At 72.1% G+C, this 21,679-nt stretch carries 14 protein-coding genes and 1 tRNA gene; 10 read left to right on the plus strand and 5 right to left on the minus strand.

Going from position 1 to position 21,679, the window contains the following annotated elements; genetic code table 11:
- Positions 1–144 precede the first annotated feature (144 nt).
- The gene (locus tag VAB18032_RS20160; RefSeq protein ID WP_013734753.1) at positions 145–2,820 is read left to right on the plus strand and encodes a CHAT domain-containing protein; all 2,676 of its coding nucleotides are present in this window, start codon (positions 145–147) and stop codon (positions 2,818–2,820) included.
- Positions 2,821–2,873: 53 nt separating this feature from the next.
- Here VAB18032_RS20160 and VAB18032_RS20165 read toward each other — a convergent pair whose 3' ends face one another.
- The gene (locus tag VAB18032_RS20165) at positions 2,874–4,520 is read right to left on the minus strand and encodes a DUF6345 domain-containing protein (protein WP_013734754.1); all 1,647 of its coding nucleotides are present in this window, start codon (positions 4,518–4,520) and stop codon (positions 2,874–2,876) included.
- Positions 4,521–4,989: 469 nt separating this feature from the next.
- Between VAB18032_RS20165 and VAB18032_RS20170 the strand changes: the two genes are divergently transcribed.
- From VAB18032_RS20170 to VAB18032_RS20175, 3 genes are all read left to right on the plus strand, one after another.
- A complete protein-coding gene (locus tag VAB18032_RS20170; protein WP_158309508.1) occupies positions 4,990–5,913 on the plus strand; it encodes a helix-turn-helix domain-containing protein in 924 nt (307 codons plus the stop codon).
- A 242-nt stretch (positions 5,914–6,155) separates the two neighbouring features.
- Positions 6,156–6,479: a hypothetical protein gene (locus VAB18032_RS31870; protein WP_148272322.1), complete on the plus strand. Its 324-nt coding sequence runs from the start codon at positions 6,156–6,158 to the stop codon at positions 6,477–6,479.
- A 64-nt stretch (positions 6,480–6,543) separates the two neighbouring features.
- A complete protein-coding gene (locus VAB18032_RS20175; RefSeq protein WP_126710604.1) occupies positions 6,544–6,825 on the plus strand; it encodes a hypothetical protein in 282 nt (93 codons plus the stop codon).
- Positions 6,826–7,118: 293 nt separating this feature from the next.
- Here the strand turns inward: VAB18032_RS20175 and VAB18032_RS20180 are convergent.
- Positions 7,119–7,202, minus strand: a tRNA-Leu gene (locus tag VAB18032_RS20180).
- 216 nt (positions 7,203–7,418) lie between these two features.
- Here VAB18032_RS20180 and VAB18032_RS32955 point away from each other — a divergent pair.
- The 5 genes from VAB18032_RS32955 to VAB18032_RS20205 all read left to right on the plus strand — a co-directional run bounded on the left by VAB18032_RS32955 (position 7,419) and on the right by VAB18032_RS20205 (position 17,109).
- A complete protein-coding gene (locus VAB18032_RS32955; protein WP_232510831.1) occupies positions 7,419–9,812 on the plus strand; it encodes a tetratricopeptide repeat protein in 2,394 nt (797 codons plus the stop codon).
- A 209-nt stretch (positions 9,813–10,021) separates the two neighbouring features.
- Positions 10,022–12,634 (plus strand): fibronectin type III domain-containing protein, encoded by a 2,613-nt coding sequence (locus VAB18032_RS20190; protein ID WP_013734759.1) that lies wholly within the window; start codon positions 10,022–10,024, stop codon positions 12,632–12,634.
- A 25-nt stretch (positions 12,635–12,659) separates the two neighbouring features.
- The gene (locus VAB18032_RS20195) at positions 12,660–13,655 is read left to right on the plus strand and encodes an AAA family ATPase (RefSeq protein WP_013734760.1); all 996 of its coding nucleotides are present in this window, start codon (positions 12,660–12,662) and stop codon (positions 13,653–13,655) included.
- A 14-nt stretch (positions 13,656–13,669) separates the two neighbouring features.
- The gene (locus VAB18032_RS20200; protein WP_013734761.1) at positions 13,670–14,851 is read left to right on the plus strand and encodes a DUF58 domain-containing protein; all 1,182 of its coding nucleotides are present in this window, start codon (positions 13,670–13,672) and stop codon (positions 14,849–14,851) included.
- A complete protein-coding gene (locus VAB18032_RS20205) occupies positions 14,827–17,109 on the plus strand; it encodes a transglutaminase domain-containing protein (RefSeq protein WP_013734762.1) in 2,283 nt (760 codons plus the stop codon). The genes VAB18032_RS20200 and VAB18032_RS20205 overlap by 25 nt, the downstream gene beginning before the upstream one ends.
- A gap of 118 nt (positions 17,110–17,227) precedes the next feature.
- On the opposite strand, the gene VAB18032_RS20210 is transcribed toward VAB18032_RS20205, so the two are convergent.
- A complete protein-coding gene (locus VAB18032_RS20210; protein WP_013734763.1) occupies positions 17,228–18,193 on the minus strand; it encodes an LLM class F420-dependent oxidoreductase in 966 nt (321 codons plus the stop codon).
- 134 nt (positions 18,194–18,327) lie between these two features.
- Between VAB18032_RS20210 and VAB18032_RS20215 the strand changes: the two genes are divergently transcribed.
- Positions 18,328–19,269, plus strand: a complete 942-nt coding sequence (locus VAB18032_RS20215) for a DUF1028 domain-containing protein (protein WP_013734764.1) — start codon at positions 18,328–18,330, stop codon at positions 19,267–19,269.
- 92 nt (positions 19,270–19,361) lie between these two features.
- Here VAB18032_RS20215 and VAB18032_RS20220 read toward each other — a convergent pair whose 3' ends face one another.
- Positions 19,362–20,135 (minus strand): maleylpyruvate isomerase N-terminal domain-containing protein, encoded by a 774-nt coding sequence (locus VAB18032_RS20220; protein WP_043725138.1) that lies wholly within the window; start codon positions 20,133–20,135, stop codon positions 19,362–19,364.
- Between the two features lie 643 nt (positions 20,136–20,778).
- Positions 20,779–21,660 (minus strand): phosphatase PAP2 family protein, encoded by an 882-nt coding sequence (locus VAB18032_RS20225; RefSeq protein ID WP_043721383.1) that lies wholly within the window; start codon positions 21,658–21,660, stop codon positions 20,779–20,781.
- Between the last annotated feature and the right edge of the window lie 19 nt (positions 21,661–21,679).

Genomic DNA, 21,679 nt, shown 5'->3' on the forward strand with positions numbered 1-21,679 from the left:
TGACGCTCCTATTGAGGATCGTGGTGGTCCCGGTGCGGTGACGGCAATCAGATTCGGTCACGGCTCGCGGTACCACCAGCAATAACCCGACGCTGGGTACGGATAGACTGCGGACATTGACGTACGGCGACGAGCGGTCCCACGATGACCGCTGAGCTTTGCGCGGATCTCGTGGCAGAGGCCGATGCCGCGTACTCCAGAGTCGTCCTCGACCCCGCGAGATACACCGCGACGGCGAGGGAAATCGTCGACCTCGCCCGCCGGGCGGGAAACGACGAGGCGCTGATCGTGGGTCTGCGGGCGCTGGCCTGGACCCGCCACGCGGTACTGGACAACGAGACGGCCAAGCGTCTGCTGGATTCCGCGGCCCGGCTGGCCACCCGCCGTGGCCTGCACCGTCGCCTCGGGGAGGTGCTCCTCACCCGCTCGGTGGCGCTGCAGGAACTCGGCCGGTATCCCGCGGCAACCCGGGATCTGCGGCGGGCGGCGGGCCTGGTGTCCCCGCAGCAGCGTCCCGAACTGCTCATGCAGCTCGCCATCCTGGACCACAACGCCGGTCGGGTGCGCTCGGCCGCGCGTCAGTACCGGGTGGTGCTCGCCGAGTCCGCCTGCCCGCCGGTGATCTGGGTGAAGGCGGCCAACAACCTGTCGTACGCGCAGACCCAGCTCGGTCGTCCGCAGGCGGCGCTGGCCTACCTGGACCGGGCGGCCTCGCTGGCGAGCGAGCTGGGACCGATGCTGTCGGCGGTCATCGAGAACAGTCGGGCCTGGTCCAGCTTCCATGCCGGCAGGTTCACCGAGAGTCTGCGCCGGTTCGCCGAGGCCGGCCGGCTCTACACCGCGGCCGGGCTGCCGCTCGGCGAACACTATCTGGACTACACCGACGCGCTTGCCGAACTGCGTCTGCTGGACGAGGCCGCGACGGTAGCCCGGCTGGCCGCCACCGACCTCGAACGGCACGGTGCCCGGCTGATGGCCGCGGAGGCGCGGCTGCGTTGTGCCCGGCTGGCGCTGGCGCTGGGCGACATCGACACGGCCCGCGCCGACGCGACAAGCGCCGTGCGTGACTTCCGGCGGCAACGCCGCACCGCCTGGGCGGCGTGGGCCGTCGTCACCGCCGTGGAGGCGGACGCCGTCGCGGACGGTTTCACCACCATCGCGGTACGTCGACTCGGTCACGCGGCGGCCACCCTGCATCGACTCGGTCTACGGGCCAACGCGGTGGAGGCGCATCTGGTGGCCGGACGGGCGGCGTTGGCCACGGACGACCAGCGGCGAGGCAGACGCCACCTGGCAGCGGCCGGTGCCCTGGCGGACGGGCAACCGCTGCTGGTGCGGCTACGCGGACGGTTGGCGCTGGCCCTGCTGGCCGACGCCACCGCTCGACCCCGCACGACATCGGCGTACCGCCAGAAAGCAGCGACCCGCCGGGCAGCGCCCGACGCGGGTGCCGTGGTGCGGCACTGCGGGGCCGGCCTGGCCGACCTCGCCCGCCACCGCGCGGCGCTGCCCTCGGTGGAACTGCGGGTGCTGGCCGCCGGGCACGGCGTGGAACTCGGCGACCTCGGTCTGCGTCACCTGCTGCGCACCGCTCCCCCGAGTCGGGTGCTGCACTGGCTGGAACGCACCCGGGCCGCTGCCCTGCTGACCGTGCAACCCGCGGCTCACGACGACCTCGACGACCTCGTGATCGCGCTGCGTACGGTCGAGCAGGAACTGCGGGCGGCGCGGCGCGAACGTGGCCCACTACCGCGCACCCTGCTGGCCCGTCAGGCCGCGTTGGAGGCGCAGATCCGGCGACGATCGTGGGGCCGCGACGGGAAGACGACGCGGTCGGCCGAGATCGTGACCGCGGGCCAACTCCGTGATCTGCTCGACGGCGAGTGGCTCGCCGAGTTCGCGACGGTGGACGACACGATCGTCGCGGTCCTCGTCGGTCCGCACCGGACCCGCCGGATCCAGCTCGGCGCGCTGTCCAGGGTGGAACAGGAGACCGTCGCGCTGCACTTCGCGCTGCGGCGGCTGCTGCACGGCGGCCGCTACACCGACCAGGCCCGCTCGGCCGCCCGGACCTGCCTGGACACCCTCGCCGAGTTGCTCATCGCGCCACTCGGGGTGCCACCGGGGGCACCGCTGGTCGTGGTGCCGCCCGCGAAGCTGCTGCGGGTGCCCTGGTCCCCGCTGCACCCGGGTCCGGTGTGCGGCGCGCCGTCGGCCACCATGTGGGCGCGGAGCCGACGAGCGGCCGAGTCCCGGCCAGCGGGACAGCGGGTCGCGCTGGTGGCCGGCCCCAACCTGGACGGTGCGGTAGCCGAGGTGCAGGCCCTCGAAGCCCGTCACCCCCGGGCGACGACGCTGCTGCCACCGCAGAGCACCGTCGAGGCCGTCGTCGCTGCCCTCCGGCAGGCCGACCTCGCGCACCTGGCCTGCCACGGCCACCTGCGTTCGGACAGCCCGCTGTTCTCGGCACTCGAACTCAGCGACGGCCCGCTCACCGTCTACGAGTTGCACAGCCGCGCCGTCGCCCCGCACCGGGTGGTGCTGGCCGCCTGCGACTCCGGAGTCGAACGCGACTACGAGGGTGGCGAGGTGCTGGGTTTCGTCAGCGCGTTGATGGCCGGCGGTACCGCCGGAGTGATCGCGTCCGGCGTACCGCTGCCGGACGGCGCGTCGCTGGCGTTGATGCCACGGCTGCACGACCGGGTCGTCCGCGGCGAGTCGCTGGCCGGCGCGTTGTGGGCCGTGCGGGCCGCCGAGCCGCCGGCCTCCCCCGCCGATTTCGTCACCTGGTGCGGCCTGACCGCCTACGGCGCAGCCTGAAACGACCGCGCCGGGGGCCGGGCATCGCCCGGGGCCCCCGGCGGGTCAGCGACTCAGGAGGTGCCGGAGATGTACCACCAGCCGGTCAACGACGAGGCGGGCACGTCCGGGCCGACGTTGCCCTTGCCCCAGAAGTAGTCGTCGAAGTTGACCAGACCGCCCGGCCCGACCGGGCCCATTGTCGCCCACACCACCGACGGGGGCTGGTCGTCGATGGAAGCCTGCGCCCACGCCTTCCGCACCGGCATCGGGTTGTTCCACCAGAGGAACGGCGAACGCAGCATGTAGTTGGCGAACGTTCCGCCGTGGCTGGCGCTGTGGTACGACACGGTGTGGAAGCTGTTGAGCTGGTGCAGGCCGTCGAAGGCGCCACCCCAGCGCTGCCACCACCGCTGCCCGCCGGAGTCGTTGGCGAGCACCAGGCAGGTGAACAGGCTCATCCACTCGACATCCCCGTTACCCCAGCGGGCCTCGGTGTTCGCCAGGAACGTGTCGTCCTTGCTGCTGCACCCGGAGAAGCTGAACCCGGTGGGCGCTCCGTGACCCTGCCAGTAGGTCATGTCGACGTGGTCGGTCCAGTTGCTGTCGGTGCCCCCGAACTTCGGGTCCTTGAAGTCCCGCTCCCAGGCGTTGCCGTTCAGCCAGCTGAACTCGACCGGAATGCCGCGCGAGCTGAACTGGCCGTTGAACGAGGCGAGGTTGGTGCCGGTCCACGGCAGACCGGAGCACGGGCCGGTGCCCTCGCTGCCCACGTCGACGACACCCAGAGACTGCACGCCCGGTGCCGCGAACGCCGTCGCCGGTCGCCGCGGCGGCACCGGCACCGGATCGATCTCGGGCAACTCGGCGTCCACGGCCGCCGGAACGAAGATGATCTGCGCCGCCGAACCGTCGGCGTTGACCCCCGAGCAACGGAAGCTCGGCTCGATGCGATCCAGCTTCGCGTCCAGGGCAGGTGCCGCGTACGCGTAGTCGGCCTGCCGGATCCGTACGGCGCCCTGCATGGCCTTGGCGCACCGCTCCCGACCGGCCTCGGGGTCAAGGACCCGCACCGGCTCGCCCTTCTCCAGCAGCCGCGTGCTGTACGACAACTGGGTGACCTCGCCGTCCGGGCCGAAGCCGACCCGGATCTTCGCGCCCGGTCCCTCGTACGGCAGCCCGTCCAGGCTGAACGAGAACGACACGGTGGTGTCCAGCGCCGCCGACGCCGTCGGCTTGCCCTTGGCGTCGACCATCTCCAGGCTGGTGTGGCCGACGGTGGGCCGGGCCTGATCCGGGTAGAGACCGACACGGGCCAGCGCCTCGCGGGTCAGGCCCAGCGCCTTCTCGGCGTCGATCGGACGCAGCCGAGCCAACGCCGCCTTGTCCAGGACGCTGCCGACCGTCGGGTTGCCGTCCTCGTCCTTACCCGTGTCGCCGACCAAGATCGACGGGATGTCGAGGAAGCCCTTCTCGTCCGCGAACCGCACGCTGCCATCCTCGGAGCGGGACAGGCGCTTGATGCCGAACGCCTCACCCAGCTCGGCGGCCTCGGCTTCACTGATGCCCGTGGCGCGGACCTGGTAGGTCGGCAGTTCGTCGCTCGCGGCGGCGGAGACCGGCGCGCCGGACGCCGCGAGGGTTGCGGCTCCGGTCGTGCCGGCAAGGGCCAGACCGAAGCCGAGCCGCCACCACCGGCTGCGAGAACGTTGATGTGACATGAGAACCTCCCGTACGACGAAGGCGCGCGAACCGCGCCACCACCAAGACGACGGAGGTCGCCACCCGATACAGGGTCGGCATGTCAGCTACCTGACTGGTGGTCTCCTCAGCCCGGTCCCCCGCTGTCCGCTGCGCAGCCATGCGTCAAACGGCCGGTCTGCCCCCGCGATTATCGACGGCATCTCATTTCGTTCATTTGCCCTCGATAACCAACGCGTTCATTTGGAGACGAATCGCCCCAGTCTCACCATCCGCCGGTTTCCAGTGCCGGTCACCCGAATCCGTGAACCTAAGCGATCCTGGTCGCCTTGACGGGCCTGCGACACCTTTCTGATAGACCGACTGCAATTGATTAGTTACGAGATAAGGTGAGTCAGAACGGCGCGCAAGTGATCAAGAATCCGAGGAGGGTGCGTGGCAAGGCGGGCTACCGATGGAGGAAGATCAAACTCCTACACCCGCGCCAGCTTGGCCAGAGAACTCAGCCTGCTCCTGCAACGCCTGAGGCGGCGCGAAGGATCGGTGGCTGTTGGCTCGATAGCGGCGATGATCAAGGTCTCCCAGGCGACCCTCTACAACTACCTGAACGGCACCACGCTGCCGCCCGTGGATACGCTCGACGACCTCCTCTCCGTTCTGCAGGCCACTCCGACGGAGCGAAAAGAGCTTCAGGAACTGCGAGACGACCTGGCCGTACGACGAAACCTCCGGCGTGGCCCGGGGCAGCCGGTGATCGAAGTCGCGCATGGCGACGAGGTCGAGATCGCGAACATCGAAGGCACCCACGAGGTGAGCCCCGAGGACTACAACCTTGCCGGACCATTCGAGATCATCGAGCTCGATGAGCATATCGACGTGGACGAGCTCAGGAACACGTCCCGAGTGCTGTTTCGACGAACCATCCGCGCCACCGCACCCGGGCTGCGCCGCTTCCTGTATGCATTTGAGTGTCCGCCCGACTCAGGCCTGCGTCGTGTCGTCGTGGATCCGCGAGGCACCGTTCGAGTTCCCCGAGTGATCCGAGTGGGAGAAGGCTCGTACGTCTTCCATCTCGAATTCGCCGACGCACTCGCCGTCGACGAGGCGCACTCCTTCGAGTTCGCGATCACCACCGTCGAGAATCGAAACCGTGAGCCACGAGGCATCTACGGCAAACGCCAGTTCGTCACGACACGTGTCGTCCGCCTCTCCGTTGGGTTCTCACCCAAGGCACACCCACACCGCGTGCGATGGTTTGCGGCGCCGTTCCCGATAGGCCATTTTCCCGACGGGTACTCCTTTCCGGAAGGCAATGTCCTACCGCAGGGCGAGGACGGCAGGTACAGCAACACGTTCGATCAGGACGCGCTGGCCCCAGAACGCATAGTCGGATTGGTATGGGACTACGAGTAGGACGATCCTTGAGCACGAAGACAGCCTCGGCGTCGCCGGCCGCGTCCAATCGGGACAGCGATCACCATCACGGAGAGTAGTCGCAGACGCGAGCTGCTCTCGCGGTTCTTCCAACGTTTTCCAGGATCACGCCGGGCCCCCGACCTCAGCCGCTTCAATGTCCCAAAGGCCAGACGAGCCTCGAGGTTGATGGAGGACAAGTGGGAAGCGCATTCGAACCGATCAGGACCGCAACTGCGGTGATGTCGCCTGTACGGCGACTCGGCGTCGTCGCCGCTCTGGCGGCGGCGGGGATCGCGGCGACGCTCACGGGTGTATCACCCGCGCAGGCCGCCCCGGTCGCCAGTTCCTGCCTGACAGGGTTGGACGGGCCGCGCGGCTCCTTCGTCATCTGCACGAAGGGTAACGGAGCCTACCGCTCCTGGACGCAGTGCCGGGGAGGAATCTGGCCCCACAACTGGTACATGCGGTACGGCAACTGGCAGACGCCGAGCAGCGGGAACAAGTCCATCTCCGCGTGCCACTGGGGCGACACCCGCTACTCGTACGGCATGGAGCTTTCCTAGTCCGCCACGACAGTCACGCCGACCACGTTCAGACTCGAAACGCTGCTCAAGAAGGGAGGCCATGATGCTTCGTCCATCTGTAACCGGACCCCAGCGGATCACCGCACTGCTGGCTGGGCTGCTTGTCACCGCAATCGGCCTGACCACTGCCGCGGTGCCGGCCAGCGCTGCGACCGTCTACAACCGCTTCGAGCGCACCTGCACCATCGGGAACCAGAACTGCAGCAAGTTCGTCCAGACCAATCCTCCGTACCGCTCCGCCTTCGGTAGCGACTGTGTGACGAAGCGGGTTTTCGGCGCCGACAGCAAGTACCACCTTCCAGCCGGCCAGAAGTGCACTCCGTAGCACTCCAACGTTTTCCGGCCCCGGCGTCAGGCGCGCTGCGGACGTAGGACGGCCACCGCGTGATCACCAATGGTTGACAAGGACAGCCGAAGATCGCGCGGTGGCCGCGTGCCACACCCACGCTGGAGTTGACTACTGGCCCGCCGGGTCGCCGAAACCCAAGCCGAACGACTCCGTGCCGAACAACACCAGCAGGCAGCAACCGCGGCCAAGACCCCAGACAAGGCCAGCCACCTCACACAAACGGTGCGGGCAAGTGTTGACCTTGCCGCGCACCGTTGGGATTTGGTTCGTGTCCGAGGGGGGACTTGAACCCCCACGCCCTATGCGGGCACTAGCACCTCAAGCTAGCGCGTCTGCCATTCCGCCACCCGGACCTGCTCTGTCCAGCCTACCCTGCCAGCCTCGGTGGTCCACCATCCGAAGGCCGCCCAGCGGGCCGCACGGGGAGTTACTGTACACGCCGCAGATGGATCATGCACATCGGCATCCGCCGCCCGCCCAGGCCGGACGGGCCGGGGTCCGGGACGCGTGCGTACCGGGCCCGCGGGTCGGGTAGCGGTGCAGCGGCGGCACCCGGCAGCATGGGCCACGTGCCCCATGCCTCTCCCCTGGCCGTCGCCCAGCAGCGTGCCCTCGCACTGCGTGGGGCGGGCAACCTTGCCGCCGCCCGTGAGCTGCTGAGTGACGCGTTCGAGTCTGCTCGGCCGCCGTTCGGCAAGGATCATCCGGATGTCCTGAGCACCGCGCACCTGCTGGCTCGGCTGCACCGGGAGGCGGACGAGCCGAGTGCCGCCCGCCGGGTGCTGGAGGAGGCGTTCGCCGCCGGGGAGCGCCGGTGGCCGCTGTCGGACCCGCTCATGCTGGCCTTGTCGTACGAACTGGGATCCGTCGCGGACGAGCTGGGCAACCGCCACGAGGCCCGCCGGAACTACATGCGCGTCGCGACCGCCGGCCCCGCCGTGCTCGGTGTGGATCATCCCGCGGTACGTGCAGCACGCGAGTATCTCGGCGACGCCGCACCCGCCCTCCAGCCGGCGGCTCCCCCGGCCGGTCAACCGACTCCGGTCGATCAGTCGCCGCATGGAGCACTTGCCGAGCCGACGGTGTCGCTGGCCGTCCTGTCGACCGCCTGGCAGCCGCACGACGCGTCAATCGCCACCGCGCCACTACGCCCGGTGGCACCCGCTGCGCCGGCCACCCCGGCCGTCCCCTCTGCGCCCGACCTGCCGTCTCCCGTCCCGATCGCCCCACCGGTGCCGCCGACCCCTGGCCCAGCGCTGTCCGCGCCGTCGGCTCCTGGCCCCGTACCGACGGCACCGCCGATTCCCGGCCCGGCGGCATCGGTGCCGCCTGCTCCGGTGGTACCTGCGCCCAGGGCCGCCCTCCACGACCAGGCCACCCGCCCGGGTGAGCCAGGTCTGGCGCTGCCGCCCGAGGCGACGTCGCCCAGAGCGACGGCAACGGGAGCATCGTCGCCAACGGAGACCTCGCCGGAGATGGTCGACGCGACGGAGGTGCTGGGCCTGACGGCACCTGCGCCGGCCACCGAGCCGGCGGAGCCGGAGGGCGGCCAGCTGGCCGCGCCACCCCAGCCGCAATGGGCAAATCCGACGATTCCGGTCCAGCAGATCGGGCCGCTGTTGGCGGAGGAGGCGGCTCGCCTCGGCTCCCGGGCGCAGGCTACGACGCCGCCCGACGACACAGCGCCGCCCGTCAGCGGACCACCACACGGTGCCCCGGTCAGCGGACCACCACACGGCACAGCCCCGATCAGCGGACCACCACACGGCACAGCCCTGGTCAGCGGACCGCCACACGGCACGCTCCCCGTCAGCGGGCCACCGCAGAGCGCACCCCAGGCCAACGAACCCCGGCACAGCGCGCCCCCACTCGGCGGAGCACCGACCAGTGCGCCATCCTCCGTACCGGGTGATGATCTGTCCCGGCCGCAGGCGCACCAGGTGCCGGGGTTCGGCGACGCGGGGCAGGCCGCGCCGGTGAGCCCCGCGGCGCACGAGTTGACCGCGCCGCTGCCCCAGCCCGGACCGACAAGTGGGCCGCCGGGCAGGGTGCCGTTCCCGCGCGCAGCCGCCGGCACCCTTCCCGGCCCTGCCGCAGAGACACCGGCGTACCGTCCGACCGGTGGGCCGCCGCACCACCTGCCGGCTGGCGACCCACCCGCCAGTTCGGGTGGTTACGGCAGCGCGGGCGGGCCGCAGCAACACGGTGGTTTCGGTGCCGAGCATCCGCAGCGGTCAGCCCAGCAGATCCCGCCCTCTCCGCCGACCTACTCACCGCCTCCGCAACCGACGCCGCCGCAGGCTCATCCATCGCCCGCACCACCAGCGACACCGCAGGCTTTCCCACCGCCCGCACCACCGGCGACACCGCACGCCTACCCGCTGCCGACGCAACCGGCGGCACCGCAGGCATACCCACCGCCCGGTGGGCCGGCGTACCCGCCAGTCGGGTGGGGGCAGCAACCGCCCGGCCAGCCGCCGGCGGGGATGCCGGCGCGATCGGGGGTCACGCCGCCGTACCAAAATCCCATGATGACGCCGGCACCCGGCCGGAGCCGGGTCGTGGTGGTGGTGGCCGTGGTCGCGGTGGTGGTCGCTCTCGCGGCGATGCTCGGGGTCGGGCTGTTGCTCCTCGACCGGCGGTCCGCCGCGCCGCCGACGGTGCCCGACTCGTCGACGCAGCCGCAGGGCGGTGCGCCGCCTGCGGATCTCGCGTTGCGCGACGACCGGAGCACGATCACCCTGACCTGGGTCGACCCGGCGGACGGGCTGGTGCCGTTCATGGTGGCCGGTGGGCGGGCCGGTCAGGCGCTGGGGGTGATGGCCACCGTGGGACCTGGCGAGACCAGTTACACCGTGAACGGCCTGAACTCCCGAGTGGACTACTGCTTCACCGTTCTCGCCGTCTACGGCACCGACCAGTTCGCCACCTCCAGCCAGGTATGCACCAGCCGGGAGGGTTGACAACCCGACTGACACCGGCCCACCGTCGCGGCCCGACAGTGGTGGGAGGAAACGCCGACGACACGCCCACGCAGGGTGTCCACAGGCGGACAATGCGGGTTCCCGGCGTCCATAGCGTGACCATATGATGGCTCCCGGCTCAGGGGAGGGGTTGCCGTACGGGGGCGCCACCTGCCAGGACGACACGGGAGGCGCCAACTGTGGCGAGCATGGACGAGGTCGTTCCGACCCGCACGACCCGGTCCCGGTCCCGGCTGCGGGGTGGTCTGGTCACCGTGGCGACGGTGCTGGCGCTGCTGGCGGCGATGGGTCTGACCGTGCTCGGTCTCGGCTCGGCGGACAACGCGGTGGCCAGTTACGACGCGAGTTCCTGGCTGTGGAGCGCGGCGCGCAGCGAACTGGCCCGGGTCAACGGGGTGACCGCCCGGGTGGACACCCGGGTGGAGGTGCCCGCGGCGCGGCGGCATCCGATGCAGGTGGTGCAGACGGATCGGATGTTGGTGCTGCGTGACCTGCACAGTGGCCAGATCAGCGCGCTTGACCTGGCCACGCTTCAGATCACCGCGACCACGCCGACCACGCCCGGGTTGGGCGTCAGTGTGGCGCTGCACGAGGATGCCGCGTTCGTGGTGGACGCGGTGCAGGGTGTGGTGCGGCAGTTGGATCCCCGGTCGCTGACGCCGGTGGGTGAGCCGGTGCGGTACCCGCCGGGGATCACCGGTGGCACGTTCGACGGCGAGGGTCGGTTGTGGATCGCGGTGCCGGCCGAAGGCACGGTGTCGGCGATCACCGCCGCCCGGCTGCCGGCGTCGGGGGCACCGGATGCGCCGGTGTCGCCGCAGCAGGTCGAGACCCATGACGTGGCCGAGCCCAGCCACGAGTTGATGGTGTCCACGCTTGATGACGGGGTGGCGGTGCTGGACCGTACGGCCGGGGCGCTGGTGACGGTGGTACGGGGCGAGACACGTCGTACGGTGCTGGGTGAGCAGTTGACCGGGCCGGGCACGGTGCCGGCGCGTACCAGCGGGCCGGTGGTGCCGGTGACGGTGGCCGGGCAGCGGCAGGTGCACGCGGTCGCCGACGGCGAGGTGCGGTCGTTCACGGTGCCGGGTGAGGGTGACCGGCTGGGTGCTGCGGTGGCCTGGGCGGGTCGGATCTACTGTGCCGACGACGCGGCGGGTGTGGTGTACGCGTTCGACGCGGCGGGCCAGTTGGTGGACACCATCCGGGGCCGCTGGGGCGGGCCGCTGGAGTTGGAGGTGCGGGAGAACCACCTGTTCATCAACGCACCGAACGCGGCGACCGCCCGGGTCGTCAACGATCGGCACGAGGTACGTGAGGTCGACAAGTACGCCAACGACGTGCTCGGTGGTGATCCGCCGGAGGAGCCGCCACCGCCGCCGCCTCCCCCGCCGCGCAAGCCGCAGGTGAGCAAGCCGGGCGCGCCGCGCAGTGTGACCGCGTCGGCAGGTGACGCGCAGGCGCGGGTCAGTTGGCGGCCGGCGGCGGCCAACGGCGCGGAGATCGTCCGCTACGTGGTGGAGGGTGCCGGGCAGCGCCTGGAGGTGGGGGCGAACCAGCGGTCGGTGCAGGTCGAGGAGTTGACCAACGGGGAGACGTACACCTTCTCCGTGCACGCGGTGAACGCCAAGGGCGCGGGACCGGCCCGTAAGAGCAACCCGGTGACCCCGACGGCGGAGGTGCCGGACGCGCCGGCCAGCGTCTCGGCTCAGGCCCGGCCGGACGGCACGGTGGTGGTGACCTGGCCGGAGGCGAACGGGCAGGGCAACAAGATCGCCCGGTACGCGGTGACGGCCACGTCGGCGGGGACGAACGCCCCGGCCGGCGAGTCGGAGGGCACCGAGTTGGTGATCGCCGCCGGTGAGTTGGAGTACGGCACGCAGTACGCGTTCACGGTGGTGGCGGTCAACGACAAGGGTGCGGCGTCGGAGTCGTCGCCGGTCAGCGACACGGTGGTGCCGTTCACGGTGCCCGGTGCGCCCGCGGAGTTGACCGCGGGCACGGTGGCGGATCGGCCGGGCACGGTGTCGGTGCAGTGGGCCCCGGCCGAGGCCAACGGCCGCCCGGTCACCGGGTACGTGGTGGAGGTGGGCGAACGGCGCAGCGAGGTGACCGACACCCGCACGACGGTGGGTGGCCTGGGTGACGGGCAGAACGTGACGGTGCGGGTCCGGGCGGTCAACGAGGCCGGTGAGGGTCCGGAGGCGACGACGACGGCGCGGACGGTGGCGCCGCCCCGGGTGACGGTGACCGGTTCGTCGGCGACCGCGACGTCGGCGACTGTGGCGTTCACCGTGGATGCCGGCGGTGGGCAGGCGACGTGCACGCTGGCCCGGTCGGGTCAGCCGGCCACCAGCGGCCCGTGCTCCAGCATCACCATGGGTGGGTTGACGCCGGGCACCGGTTACACGTTCACGGTGACGGCCACCAACGCCGCCGGTTCGGGTACGGCGACCCGGGCCCAGGAGACCGATGCGCTCTACGGCATCGCCACCTGTGTCAACGGCGACGAGCCGGAGCAGCGCACCTACTGCGACCGGGACCGCGACGGCCGCAACGGCAACGAGATCTTCTCGGTGCCCCGGCAGGACAACGACCGGCAGGTCGGCTGGGCCAAACCCGGCACCCGGCTGAAGGCGCTGTGCAAGGTCCGCGGCGAGGAGGTGTACGCGTACGTCTACAACAACGACAAGCGCAGCACCTGGTGGGTGCGGGTCGAGTACAGCGGGCGCAACTACATCCCGTGGGTCTGGTTGAACCTGGAGGACGGCGACAACATCAACGTTCTACCCACCTGCTGATCCACCCCAGGCAAGGAGCACCACCGTGAACAGCCAGGAACCCCTCAACCACCAGGAGGTGCAGGGCTTCGCCGCCCTGGCCGCCCGGCTGGCGGAGAACGTCAACGCGGTGGTGCTCGGTAAGCCGCAGGTGGTCCGGCTGGCGTTGACGGCGCTGTTCGCCCAGGGGCACGTGCTGCTCGAAGACGTGCCCGGGGTGGGTAAGACGACCCTCGCGCGAGCGATCGCGGCGACCGTGAAGGGGCAGTGGCGGCGCATCCAGTTCACGCCGGACCTGCTGCCGTCGGACGTGTCCGGGGTGACCATCTTCAACCAGGCCACCCGGGGCTTCGAGTTCCATCCGGGTCCGGTGTTCGCCAACATCGTCATCGCCGACGAGATCAACCGGGCGTCGCCGAAGACGCAGTCGGCGCTGCTGGAGGTGATGGAGGAACGCACGGTCACCGTGGACGGCGTACGCCATCCGGTGCCGCAGCCGTTCCTGGTGGTGGCGACGCAGAACCCGGTGGAGATGGACGGCACCTACCGGCTGCCGGAGGCGCAGCTGGACCGGTTCCTGGTCAAGCTCTCCGTCGGCTACCCCGACGAGTCGGTGGAGGTGGAGGTGCTGCGCGGGGCGACGGTCCGCTCCCCCGAGGCGCTGGCCGCGATCACCGACACCACCACGATCGGGGAGATGGTCCGGATGGCCCGCCGGGTGCACATCGCCGAGCCGCTGTACACGTACGCGGTGCGGCTGGCCGCGGCGACCCGTACCCATCCGCAGGTGCGGGTCGGGGTGAGCCCGCGCGGGGTGATCGCGTTGACCCGGGCGGCGTGCGCGTACGCGCTCATCGACGGCCGGGGTTGGATCATGCCGGAGGATCTCAAGACGCTCGCCGAGCCGGTCTTCGCCCACCGGCTGCTGCTCACTCCGGACGCGCAGGTGCGTGGCGTGACCGCCGGTGACGTGTTGCGCCAGGCCGTCGCGTCGGTGCCGGTGCCGTTGCCGTCGGGGCAGCCGGCGCCGGCGCAGCCCTGATCGCGAGGAGCGGCGTGGGGATCACCGCCCGGGGTATCGGTCTGCTCGTCGCCGGGGTGCTGCTGCTCGGCACCGGCTTCCGGTTCGGGTACCCGGAATTGACGGTGCTCGGTGCGGCGGCCGGCGTCGCGGTCGCGGTCGCGGTGTTGAGCGCGGCGTGGCGGCCCAGGTTGCAGGTACGCCGGCAGGCGGATCCGGACCGGGTGGCGCGGGGTGAGCCGGCGGCGATGACGTTGACCGTACGCAACATGGGTCGGTTGCGGTCGGCGAGTCTGCTCGCCGCCGACCGGTGCGGCGACCAGGTGGTGCCGGTGCCGGTGCTGCGGCTGCGCCCGGGGGCCGACACCACCGTCCGCTACGAGGTGCCGACCGCCCGCCGGGGCGTGGTGCCGGTGGGTCCGCTGCGGGTGACCCGCCGCGATCCACTCGGCCTGGTCGTGGTGGCGCGCAGCTACGGCGACAGCGTGCCGGTGTGGGTGCACCCGACGATTCATCCGTTGCGCGCGGTGCCCACCGGCGCGGGCCGCAGTCTCGACGGCCGGGTCGACTCCGTACCGCACGGTTCGATCACCTTCGACTCTCTGCGGGAGTACGTCGTCGGTGACGAGTTGCGGCGGGTGCACTGGCGTACCAGTGCCCGGGTCGGTGAGCTGATGGTGCGGGAGAACGTGGACACCAGCCTGCCCCGGATCGTGGTGCTGCTGGACAACCGGCTGGCGGCGCATCCGCAGCGGGTACGCGGAGTGGCCGAGTCGTTCGAGTCGGCATGTGAGGCGGCGGCCTCGGTGGTCACCGCGGCGGTACGCGAGGACCTGCCCGTGACGCTGCTCTTCGTCGCCGCGCCGGACGACCTCGCCGGGGCGAGCACCGCAGCGGACGGGTCCGGCGACGGTGGACCGACCGGGCCGTTGGACCGGTTGGCGGCGGTGTCGCTGTCGGACGAGGGGACGCTGGAGGCTGCGGCGGCACGGCTGCGCCGCGACCGCCTCGGCGACACCCTGGTCGTACTCACCGGGCCCGGTGGGCGCGACGACCTGGGGCACGTCGGTGCGCTGCGCGGGGCGTACCCCTCGGTGGTGGTCGGAGTTTTCGGCGCGGCGGAACCGACACCGCCGGGTACCGGCGGCCTGCTCGTGGTGGACGCGGCCGACGGGGCCGGGTTCGCCGCCGAGTGGGACGGGGTGCGCCGGTGGTGAGGCTGCTGCGGGCGGTGCCGGTGCCGGCGGCGCTGGTCGGCATGGTCGTCCTGGCCGGGGTGACGCTGGACCGGGTGTACGCGGGATCGCTGCTGACCGCTCTGGTGGCCGGCGCGGCCCTCGGGTCGGTGCTGGTCAGCGTCGCGGCGCGGCGGCTGCCGTCGTGGCTGGTCGCGCCGGTGTCGGTGCTGGTGATGGCCGGTTGGACGGCGTGGTGCCTGCGGCTGACCGCCGATCGGGCCGGTCTGCCGGGCGGGTTCGCCCAGGTGGCCGCCGACGCCGCCGGTAACGGCATTCCCCGGCTGCTGACCGCGATGATCCCGGTGGAACCGACCCCGGACACGGTCCTGGTGCCGCTGGTGGGTGCCTGGCTGGCCGGGCTGGCCGGCGCGGAGGTGGCCCTGCGCGCCGGGCGGGTGCTGCTGGGTTACCTCCCACCGGTGCTGCTCCACATCGGCGCGGTGTACGTCGTCGGGCCCAACGCCGAACCGGCGATCGGCCCGACCGTGGCGCTGGTGGTGCTGGCCGGGCTGGGCCTGGCCGCCTCGGCCCGGCGCGGCGACGACCCGCTCGACACGCTGGCCCCGGCGGTGCGTTCGCGGGTACGGGCCCGGCTGGCGGTGGCCTCGGCCGCCGGTACGGCGGTGGTGGTCGCGGCGGCGACGCTGCTCGGCCCGGCGGTGGCCGCCCTGGTGGAGGTACGACCGGTGGACCCGCGCCGCTACGTCGAGCCGCCGCAGGTCGAGACGCTGGACGAGAACCCGCTGATCCGGATCTCCGGCTGGGCGCTGCGCCCCGACCAGCAACTGTTCCAGGTGCGCACCGAAGCCGGCGGTGGCAACCGGATCCGGCTGGCCGTGCTCAGCGACTACGACGGGGTGACCTGGCGGGTCGGTGCCACCTACCGCAACGCCGGCCGGATCCTGCCGACCGTCCAGCCGGCGACGTACGCCACCGTGGAGACGGTCCGGCAGGAGATCACCGTCGACGAGCTGAGTGGACGATTGTTGCCGGCGGTGGCCACGCCACGCGAGGTCACCGGCGCGCGGGTGGCCTACGACCCGGGCACCGGCACCCTGATCCGGCCCGACGGGCTCAGTCCGGGGCTGCGCTACACGGTGATCTCCGCTCGGGAACGTCCGGACGCGAACCTGCTGGCCACCGCGAACACCCCGGTCGGGGACGAGGTGGCCCGGGTACTGCACGTGCCGGACGGCGCACCCGACCAGTTGCGCCGGCTCGCCGCCCAGCTGGCCGAGGAGAACGGCGCCCCGTACGCCCGGGCGGCGGCGATCGAGCAGTGGCTGGCCGAGCACTACCGGCTGGTCGCCGACGCACCAAGTGGCCACGCGTACCCGAATCTGGCGTTCTTCCTGTTCGGGCCGCGTAACGGTGGCGGGCAGCGGGGCACCTCCGAACAGTTCGCGGCCTCGTTCGCGGTGCTGGGCCGGTTGGCCGGGTTGCCGACGCGGGTGGTGGTCGGGTTCGCCGCGCCGGGCGACGGACCGGTGCGGGCCGGTGACGCGTACGCCTGGCCGGAGGTGCTCTTCGACGGGGTGGGCTGGGTGCCGTTCGACCCGCTGCCCCGCCCGGACGACGAACCACGGCCGGTGGAGGAGGACTTCCGGCCGCAGCCGGAGAAGCCACCGCCGTCGGAGCAGCCGGAGCCGACCGTGGAGCCGTCCGCGTCCTCCGCGCCCCCGGCATCTGCCGAGGGCGGTGACGATCAGGCCGGGCTGTCCACGCCGATGCTGGCCGCCGGCGCCACCGCCGGTTTCCTGCTGCTGGTCGTGGCGGCGCTGGCCACCCTGGCCGGCCTGCGCCGCGCGCTGACCCGCAACCGGCTGCACCGGGGCCCGGCCGACCTGCGGGTCGCCGGTGCCTGGCGGGAACTGACCGACGCGCTGCGGCTGGCCGGACGGCCGGTCCCCACCGACCTGTCCGCCACCGAGGTCGCCGACGCGGCTCGCCGTGCCCTGTCCGCCGCGTCGCCAGCCGCCCCGTCGGAGGTCGCCGGGTCGCCGGTCGCTGGGGCGGGACCGGCCGGGCATCAGTCGGTGGCCGCGTACCGGGCGGTGGACGATCTGGCCCGGCTGGTCAACCAGGTCGGGTTCGCCCCCGGTCAGGTGACCGACGCGCAGGTCGACGCCGCCGCCGACGCGGCCACCCGCTACACGGGCGCGCTGCGCGCCGCCCGGTCCCGGTGGCGGCGGCTGCTCTGGTCGGTGCATCCAGGGCCGCTGCGCTGGCGACGCTGAGACGACGCCGCCCGCCGGTGACGCTGAGACCGGCGTCGCCCGGCGGGGGCGCTGACCGGCTGGCCGGTCACCCCTCGCTGCGGCCCGTCCGGGCTCAGCGCGACACGGGACGATCCGATCAGCCGAGGCCGAGCCGAGCGATCATCGTGGTCAGGGCGGCCGTGTCCCCGGCGGCCAGTTCGGGGGTGGGCAGCAGCGCCAGTACGGGGACGTCCACCCCGGCCTCGGCGTACCGGCGGACCTTGGCCCGGCACTGCTCGGGTGAGCCGTGCACGATCAGCGCGTCCACCACCTCGTCCGGCACAGCGGCGAGCGCGGCCCGCCGGTCACCGGCCGCCCAGGCCTCCCACATCGCCGACAGCGCCTCCTGGCGGCCGAGCCACCTGTGGAATTCCGCGTACGCGGGCACCGTCAGATAGCTGGTGATCATGCGGCGCCCCAGGGTGCGGGCGTACCCGGCGTCCTCGGTGGGGCAGACGAAGATCCGGGCGACCACCTCGAACTGCGGACGGCGTTCGCCGAGTTCGGCCACGGCACGGGGCACGTCGGTGGCGGCGAGCCAGTTCAGAATGACCCCGTCGGCTTCGGCGGCGGCCAGCCGCAGCATGCCCGGGCGCAACGCGCCCAGCAGCAACGGCGGCGGTACGGCCGGCGGACGTTGCAGGCTGAACCGCCGCACCGCGAAGGTGTCGAACGCCCCGTCGACGGTCTCCCCCCGCAACGCCGCCCGCAGGAACCGCAGCACGTCACGGGTACGCCGGAACGGCTCGGTGAACTCGACGGCGTTCCAGTCGGACACCACCACCGGCGACGACGCACCGATGCCCAGGGCGAACCGGCCCGGCGCGACGTCGGCGAGCGCGGCGGCGCTCATCGCCAGCAGACCGGGCCCACGGGTGAACACCGGCGTGACCGCGGTGCCCAGCCGCAGCCCCGGCTGCCAGACGGCGGCCAGCGTCAGTGGGGTGAAGGCGTCGACGCCGTTGACCTCGGAGGACCACAGGTCGGTGAACCCGGCATCGGCAAGAGCCTCGTACACGGCGGCATGGTCGGCCAGCGCGACCCCGTCCAACGGCACCGTCATCGCCCATCGCGTCGTCATCGATCGATGGTGCCCGCCGCGCGGTCTCCCAGGCAAGATCCTGTCGGCTTCCCGGTCGACCGGGAAGCCCTCGCCGAATCGGCGACCCGGCCGTGACCAGCGCTAACCTTGCCGGCGTGACCTTCTCACTCGTCGCCCGCTCCGCCGACGGCCACCTGCACGGTGTCGCCGTGGCCAGTCGCTTCCTGGCCGCCGGCGCGCTGGTGCCGGCGGCCGAGGCGCAGGTCGGCGCGATCGCCACCCAGGCGCACGTGAACCTGGCCTACCGGCCGCAGGGGCTCGCCCTGCTACGTACCGGGGTGACGGCGGCGGGTGTGGTCGCCGGTCTGGTCGCGGCCGACCCGGAACGTGACCACCGCCAGGTCGGTGTGGTCGCCGCCACGGGTCCCGGTGCCACGTACACCGGGGAGCACTGCCGGGACTGGGCGGGCGGCCAGGCGGGCGACGGCTGGGCCGCGCAGGGCAACATCCTCACCGGCCCCGAGGTGATCGACGCGCTGCGCGACACCTGGCTGGCCCGTACCAACCTGCCGTTCGCGCAGCGGTTGCTCGCCGCGCTGCGCGCCGGCCAGCAGGCCGGCGGCGATCGACGTGGCCAGCAGAGCGCCGGGCTCGTCGTGGTCCGTCGCGGCGGAGGGTACGGCGGCACCGGCGACCTCATGATCGATCTTCGGGTCGACGACCACCCCGACCCGATCACCGAACTCGACCGGCTGCTGGCCGTGCACACCCTCATGTTCAGCCGCCCCGACCCGGCCACCCTGCTCGACCTGACCGGCGCGGTGGCCGCCGAGGTGGCCGGCCTGCTCACCGCCCTCGGCCACCCGGCGGACCCGGCCGATCCGCAGGACGCGCTGGTCGAGTGGGCCGGCCTGGAGAACCTGGAGGAACGGCTGGCCCCCGGCCGCATCGACCCGGTGGTGCTGGCCCGGCTGCGTGCCGCCCTCCCCCACGTACCCGCACCCCGAGGTACGGCCTCAACGAATCGCGACCCAGCCGTCGGCGCGGGCGGAGACTTCGCGGCCTCGATGGGCAGCGAGCCTGAGTCGGCACGGTAACGAGCCCCGCTCGACGGGGCCGGCCCGCTCGACGGGGCCGGCCCGCTCGACGCAGCCGGCCCGCTCGACGCAGCCGGCCCGCTCGGCGGGGATCAGCGGCCGAAGGCGAGCAGCGGCAGGCCGACCCGGGCGAGGGCTGCCTGCTCGGCAGGACTGCACGGAGTGCGCCCGGTCACCTTGGCGATTAGGGTCAGCCGGTCCCAGCCCAGCTCCGCCGGCAGGAAGCGGCCCGCGGTGAGCAGATCGGCGATGACCCGGCTGGCGGCCGTGGTCAGCCACGGCGGCCGGTCCAGCGCCGCCGCCAGGTCCAGGCCGTGCACCCCGACCTCCACCACCCGGGTACGCAGGAACTCCGTCACCGTCATCGCATCGCCGTGTCGGGTGCGTACCACCCGATCCGGTGGGTTCGCCTCGACGGCCGCGAGGGCAGCGCGCCAGGCCCGATCGAAGTCCTCACCCAATCCGACCCCTCGGCGCGTACCGTCCGAGCCGAACCTCTCCCCACCACCCTCAACCCGCCCGTCTCCCGCCCGAGCCGCCTCGATGCGAGCCGATTCGATGCGAGCCGACTCGGCGCGGGCCGACTCGATGCGGGCGGCATCGACCTCGGTGGTGAACTTGGCGGCACCGAAGTAGCCGGCGGCGTCGACCAGGGCGCCGTTCGGCGCCGGTGCAGCCAGCATGTCGATCAGCCGGCCGGCACCGGTGCGGACATGTGCCAGCAGTTCAGCCACCGTCCACGGCACGCAGCCGGTCGGCCGGGCCAGGTCCTTCGGATCGAGGGTCGCCAGCACCTCCCCAAGCCGCAGGCACTCCTCGCGGAAAGCCGCCCGAACGAGATCGGCGTCCCCCAAGCGCTCCCCCACCTCGGACAGCCCCACATCGGGCAACCCTGCGTCGGACGGCCCTAGCTCGGGCAACCCCACCTCGGACAGCCCTGCGTCGGACAGCCCCGGCTCGGGCAACTCCGTCTCGGACAACCCCGACCGGGACGGCCCCCTCTCGGGCGGCCCTGTCACGAACATCGCCGATCGCCCGTCCATCGCACCTCTTCCACCTTCCACTGGACCCACGATTCATGATCGCGCTCGATCCCGGATCGAGTTGTCTCGTTCTCATACTCAACCCACTCGATCCAGGATCGAGCATGATCTTGCAGGCAAGGGCCGGACGCCGTGGTGTGGGGGCACGGATGAGACGGGTCGACGTGGTCGGTGCCCGTAGCCGGGAGCGGGTGAAGGCCGGCGTCCGGCAGGACCCGCACTGTCAGGCCGTCGTCCGGCAGGACCCGCGCTGTCAGGCTGTCGTGCAGGTGGAAGCCGGCGCGGAACACGGGTACCTCACTCGGTCGGTGGTGAAGACGGGCGGGCGATCACCTGGAGTTCCACCGACGCCCGGTAACCACCCGGGGCGCGCCAGAAGGCATTGCCAGTCCGTCGTTACCGGGTACGCGGTCTGCGTGGAGGCGGTCAGCCCCACCGCGACCAGGTTCGCAGTCGGCGCGGGTGGTCAGCCCTTGTGGCGAGGAACGATGCGGTGCACGGCGGAGAGGGCCAGCGCCATGACCACCCCCATCGTTCCGGCGATGCCGGCGGCGCTGCCGGCGTACCCGACGAACAGGGGGTGGCGGGGCAACTCGGCCGCCGCGGTGGCGCGTTGCCCCGCCAGCCAGGACAGTGCCAGCGCGCAGCCCGCGATCGCCAGGAGTCCACCGATGCCGAGGAGCAGAGCGACGCCCCGGTGCGCGTCGGCCGAGGATACCTTCGCCTGTTCCCGTTGGGTGATCAGCAGCAGCAGGCCGGCCAGCGCGGCCCACACGCCGACGACGAGGAACGCGGCCACCGCGTCGCTGGGGCGGTGCCAGCCCGCCGAGAGGGTCGCCACCCCGGCGAGGGCCGCGTAGGCGGCACCGACCACGGCGGCGAAGGCTCGACCCTTGGGCGGTAGGACGAGCACCAGCGCCACCGCCACCGAGGCAGCGACGGTGGTGTGCCCGCTGGGCAGGCTGTTGCCCACGTACGCCCGTTCCGGGTCGATGCCGTAGTCGGGCCGGACCAGGCCGTACTTCAGCAACTGGGTGGTGACGTTGGCCCCGGCGATCAGCAGGGTGGCCGCCACCGCCAGGGCCACCCGGCCCCGGATCAACGCGATGAACCCGATCGTCACGGTGGCCGCCAGCAGCGACACCACGGACATCGCGTTGAGGATCCGGTCCACCGGATCCTCAATGTGGTCACGGCCGATCCGGTTGCCGGTCAACGCCGCCGTGTCGATCCATTGGCCGACGTCGGTGTAGAGGGCGAATCGCCAGACGACGATGAAGGCCGCCGTCTGGACAAGGGCCAACAAGACCAACCAGACCGCAGTCCCACCCCTCGGCGTCACGCGCACCCGGACAACTTAGCCGCCG

It is taken from the genome of Micromonospora maris AB-18-032, from assembly GCF_000204155.1.
GTDB classification, from domain to species: Bacteria; Actinomycetota; Actinomycetes; order Mycobacteriales; family Micromonosporaceae; genus Micromonospora; species Micromonospora gifhornensis.

What these genes read in the sequence shown, in the direction of transcription:
- VAB18032_RS20160 (WP_013734753.1), top strand. Translation starts at nt 145, where the DNA reads ATGACCGCTGAGCTTTGCGCGGATCTCGTGGCAGAGGCCGATGCCGCG.
- VAB18032_RS20165 (WP_013734754.1), bottom strand. Translation starts at nt 4,520, where the DNA reads ATGTCACATCAACGTTCTCGCAGCCGGTGGTGGCGGCTCGGCTTCGGT.
- VAB18032_RS31870 (WP_148272322.1), top strand. Translation starts at nt 6,156, where the DNA reads ATGTCGCCTGTACGGCGACTCGGCGTCGTCGCCGCTCTGGCGGCGGCG.
- VAB18032_RS20175 (WP_126710604.1), top strand. Translation starts at nt 6,544, where the DNA reads ATGCTTCGTCCATCTGTAACCGGACCCCAGCGGATCACCGCACTGCTG.
- VAB18032_RS20190 (WP_013734759.1), top strand. Translation starts at nt 10,022, where the DNA reads ATGGACGAGGTCGTTCCGACCCGCACGACCCGGTCCCGGTCCCGGCTG.
- VAB18032_RS20210 (WP_013734763.1), bottom strand. Translation starts at nt 18,193, where the DNA reads ATGACGGTGCCGTTGGACGGGGTCGCGCTGGCCGACCATGCCGCCGTG.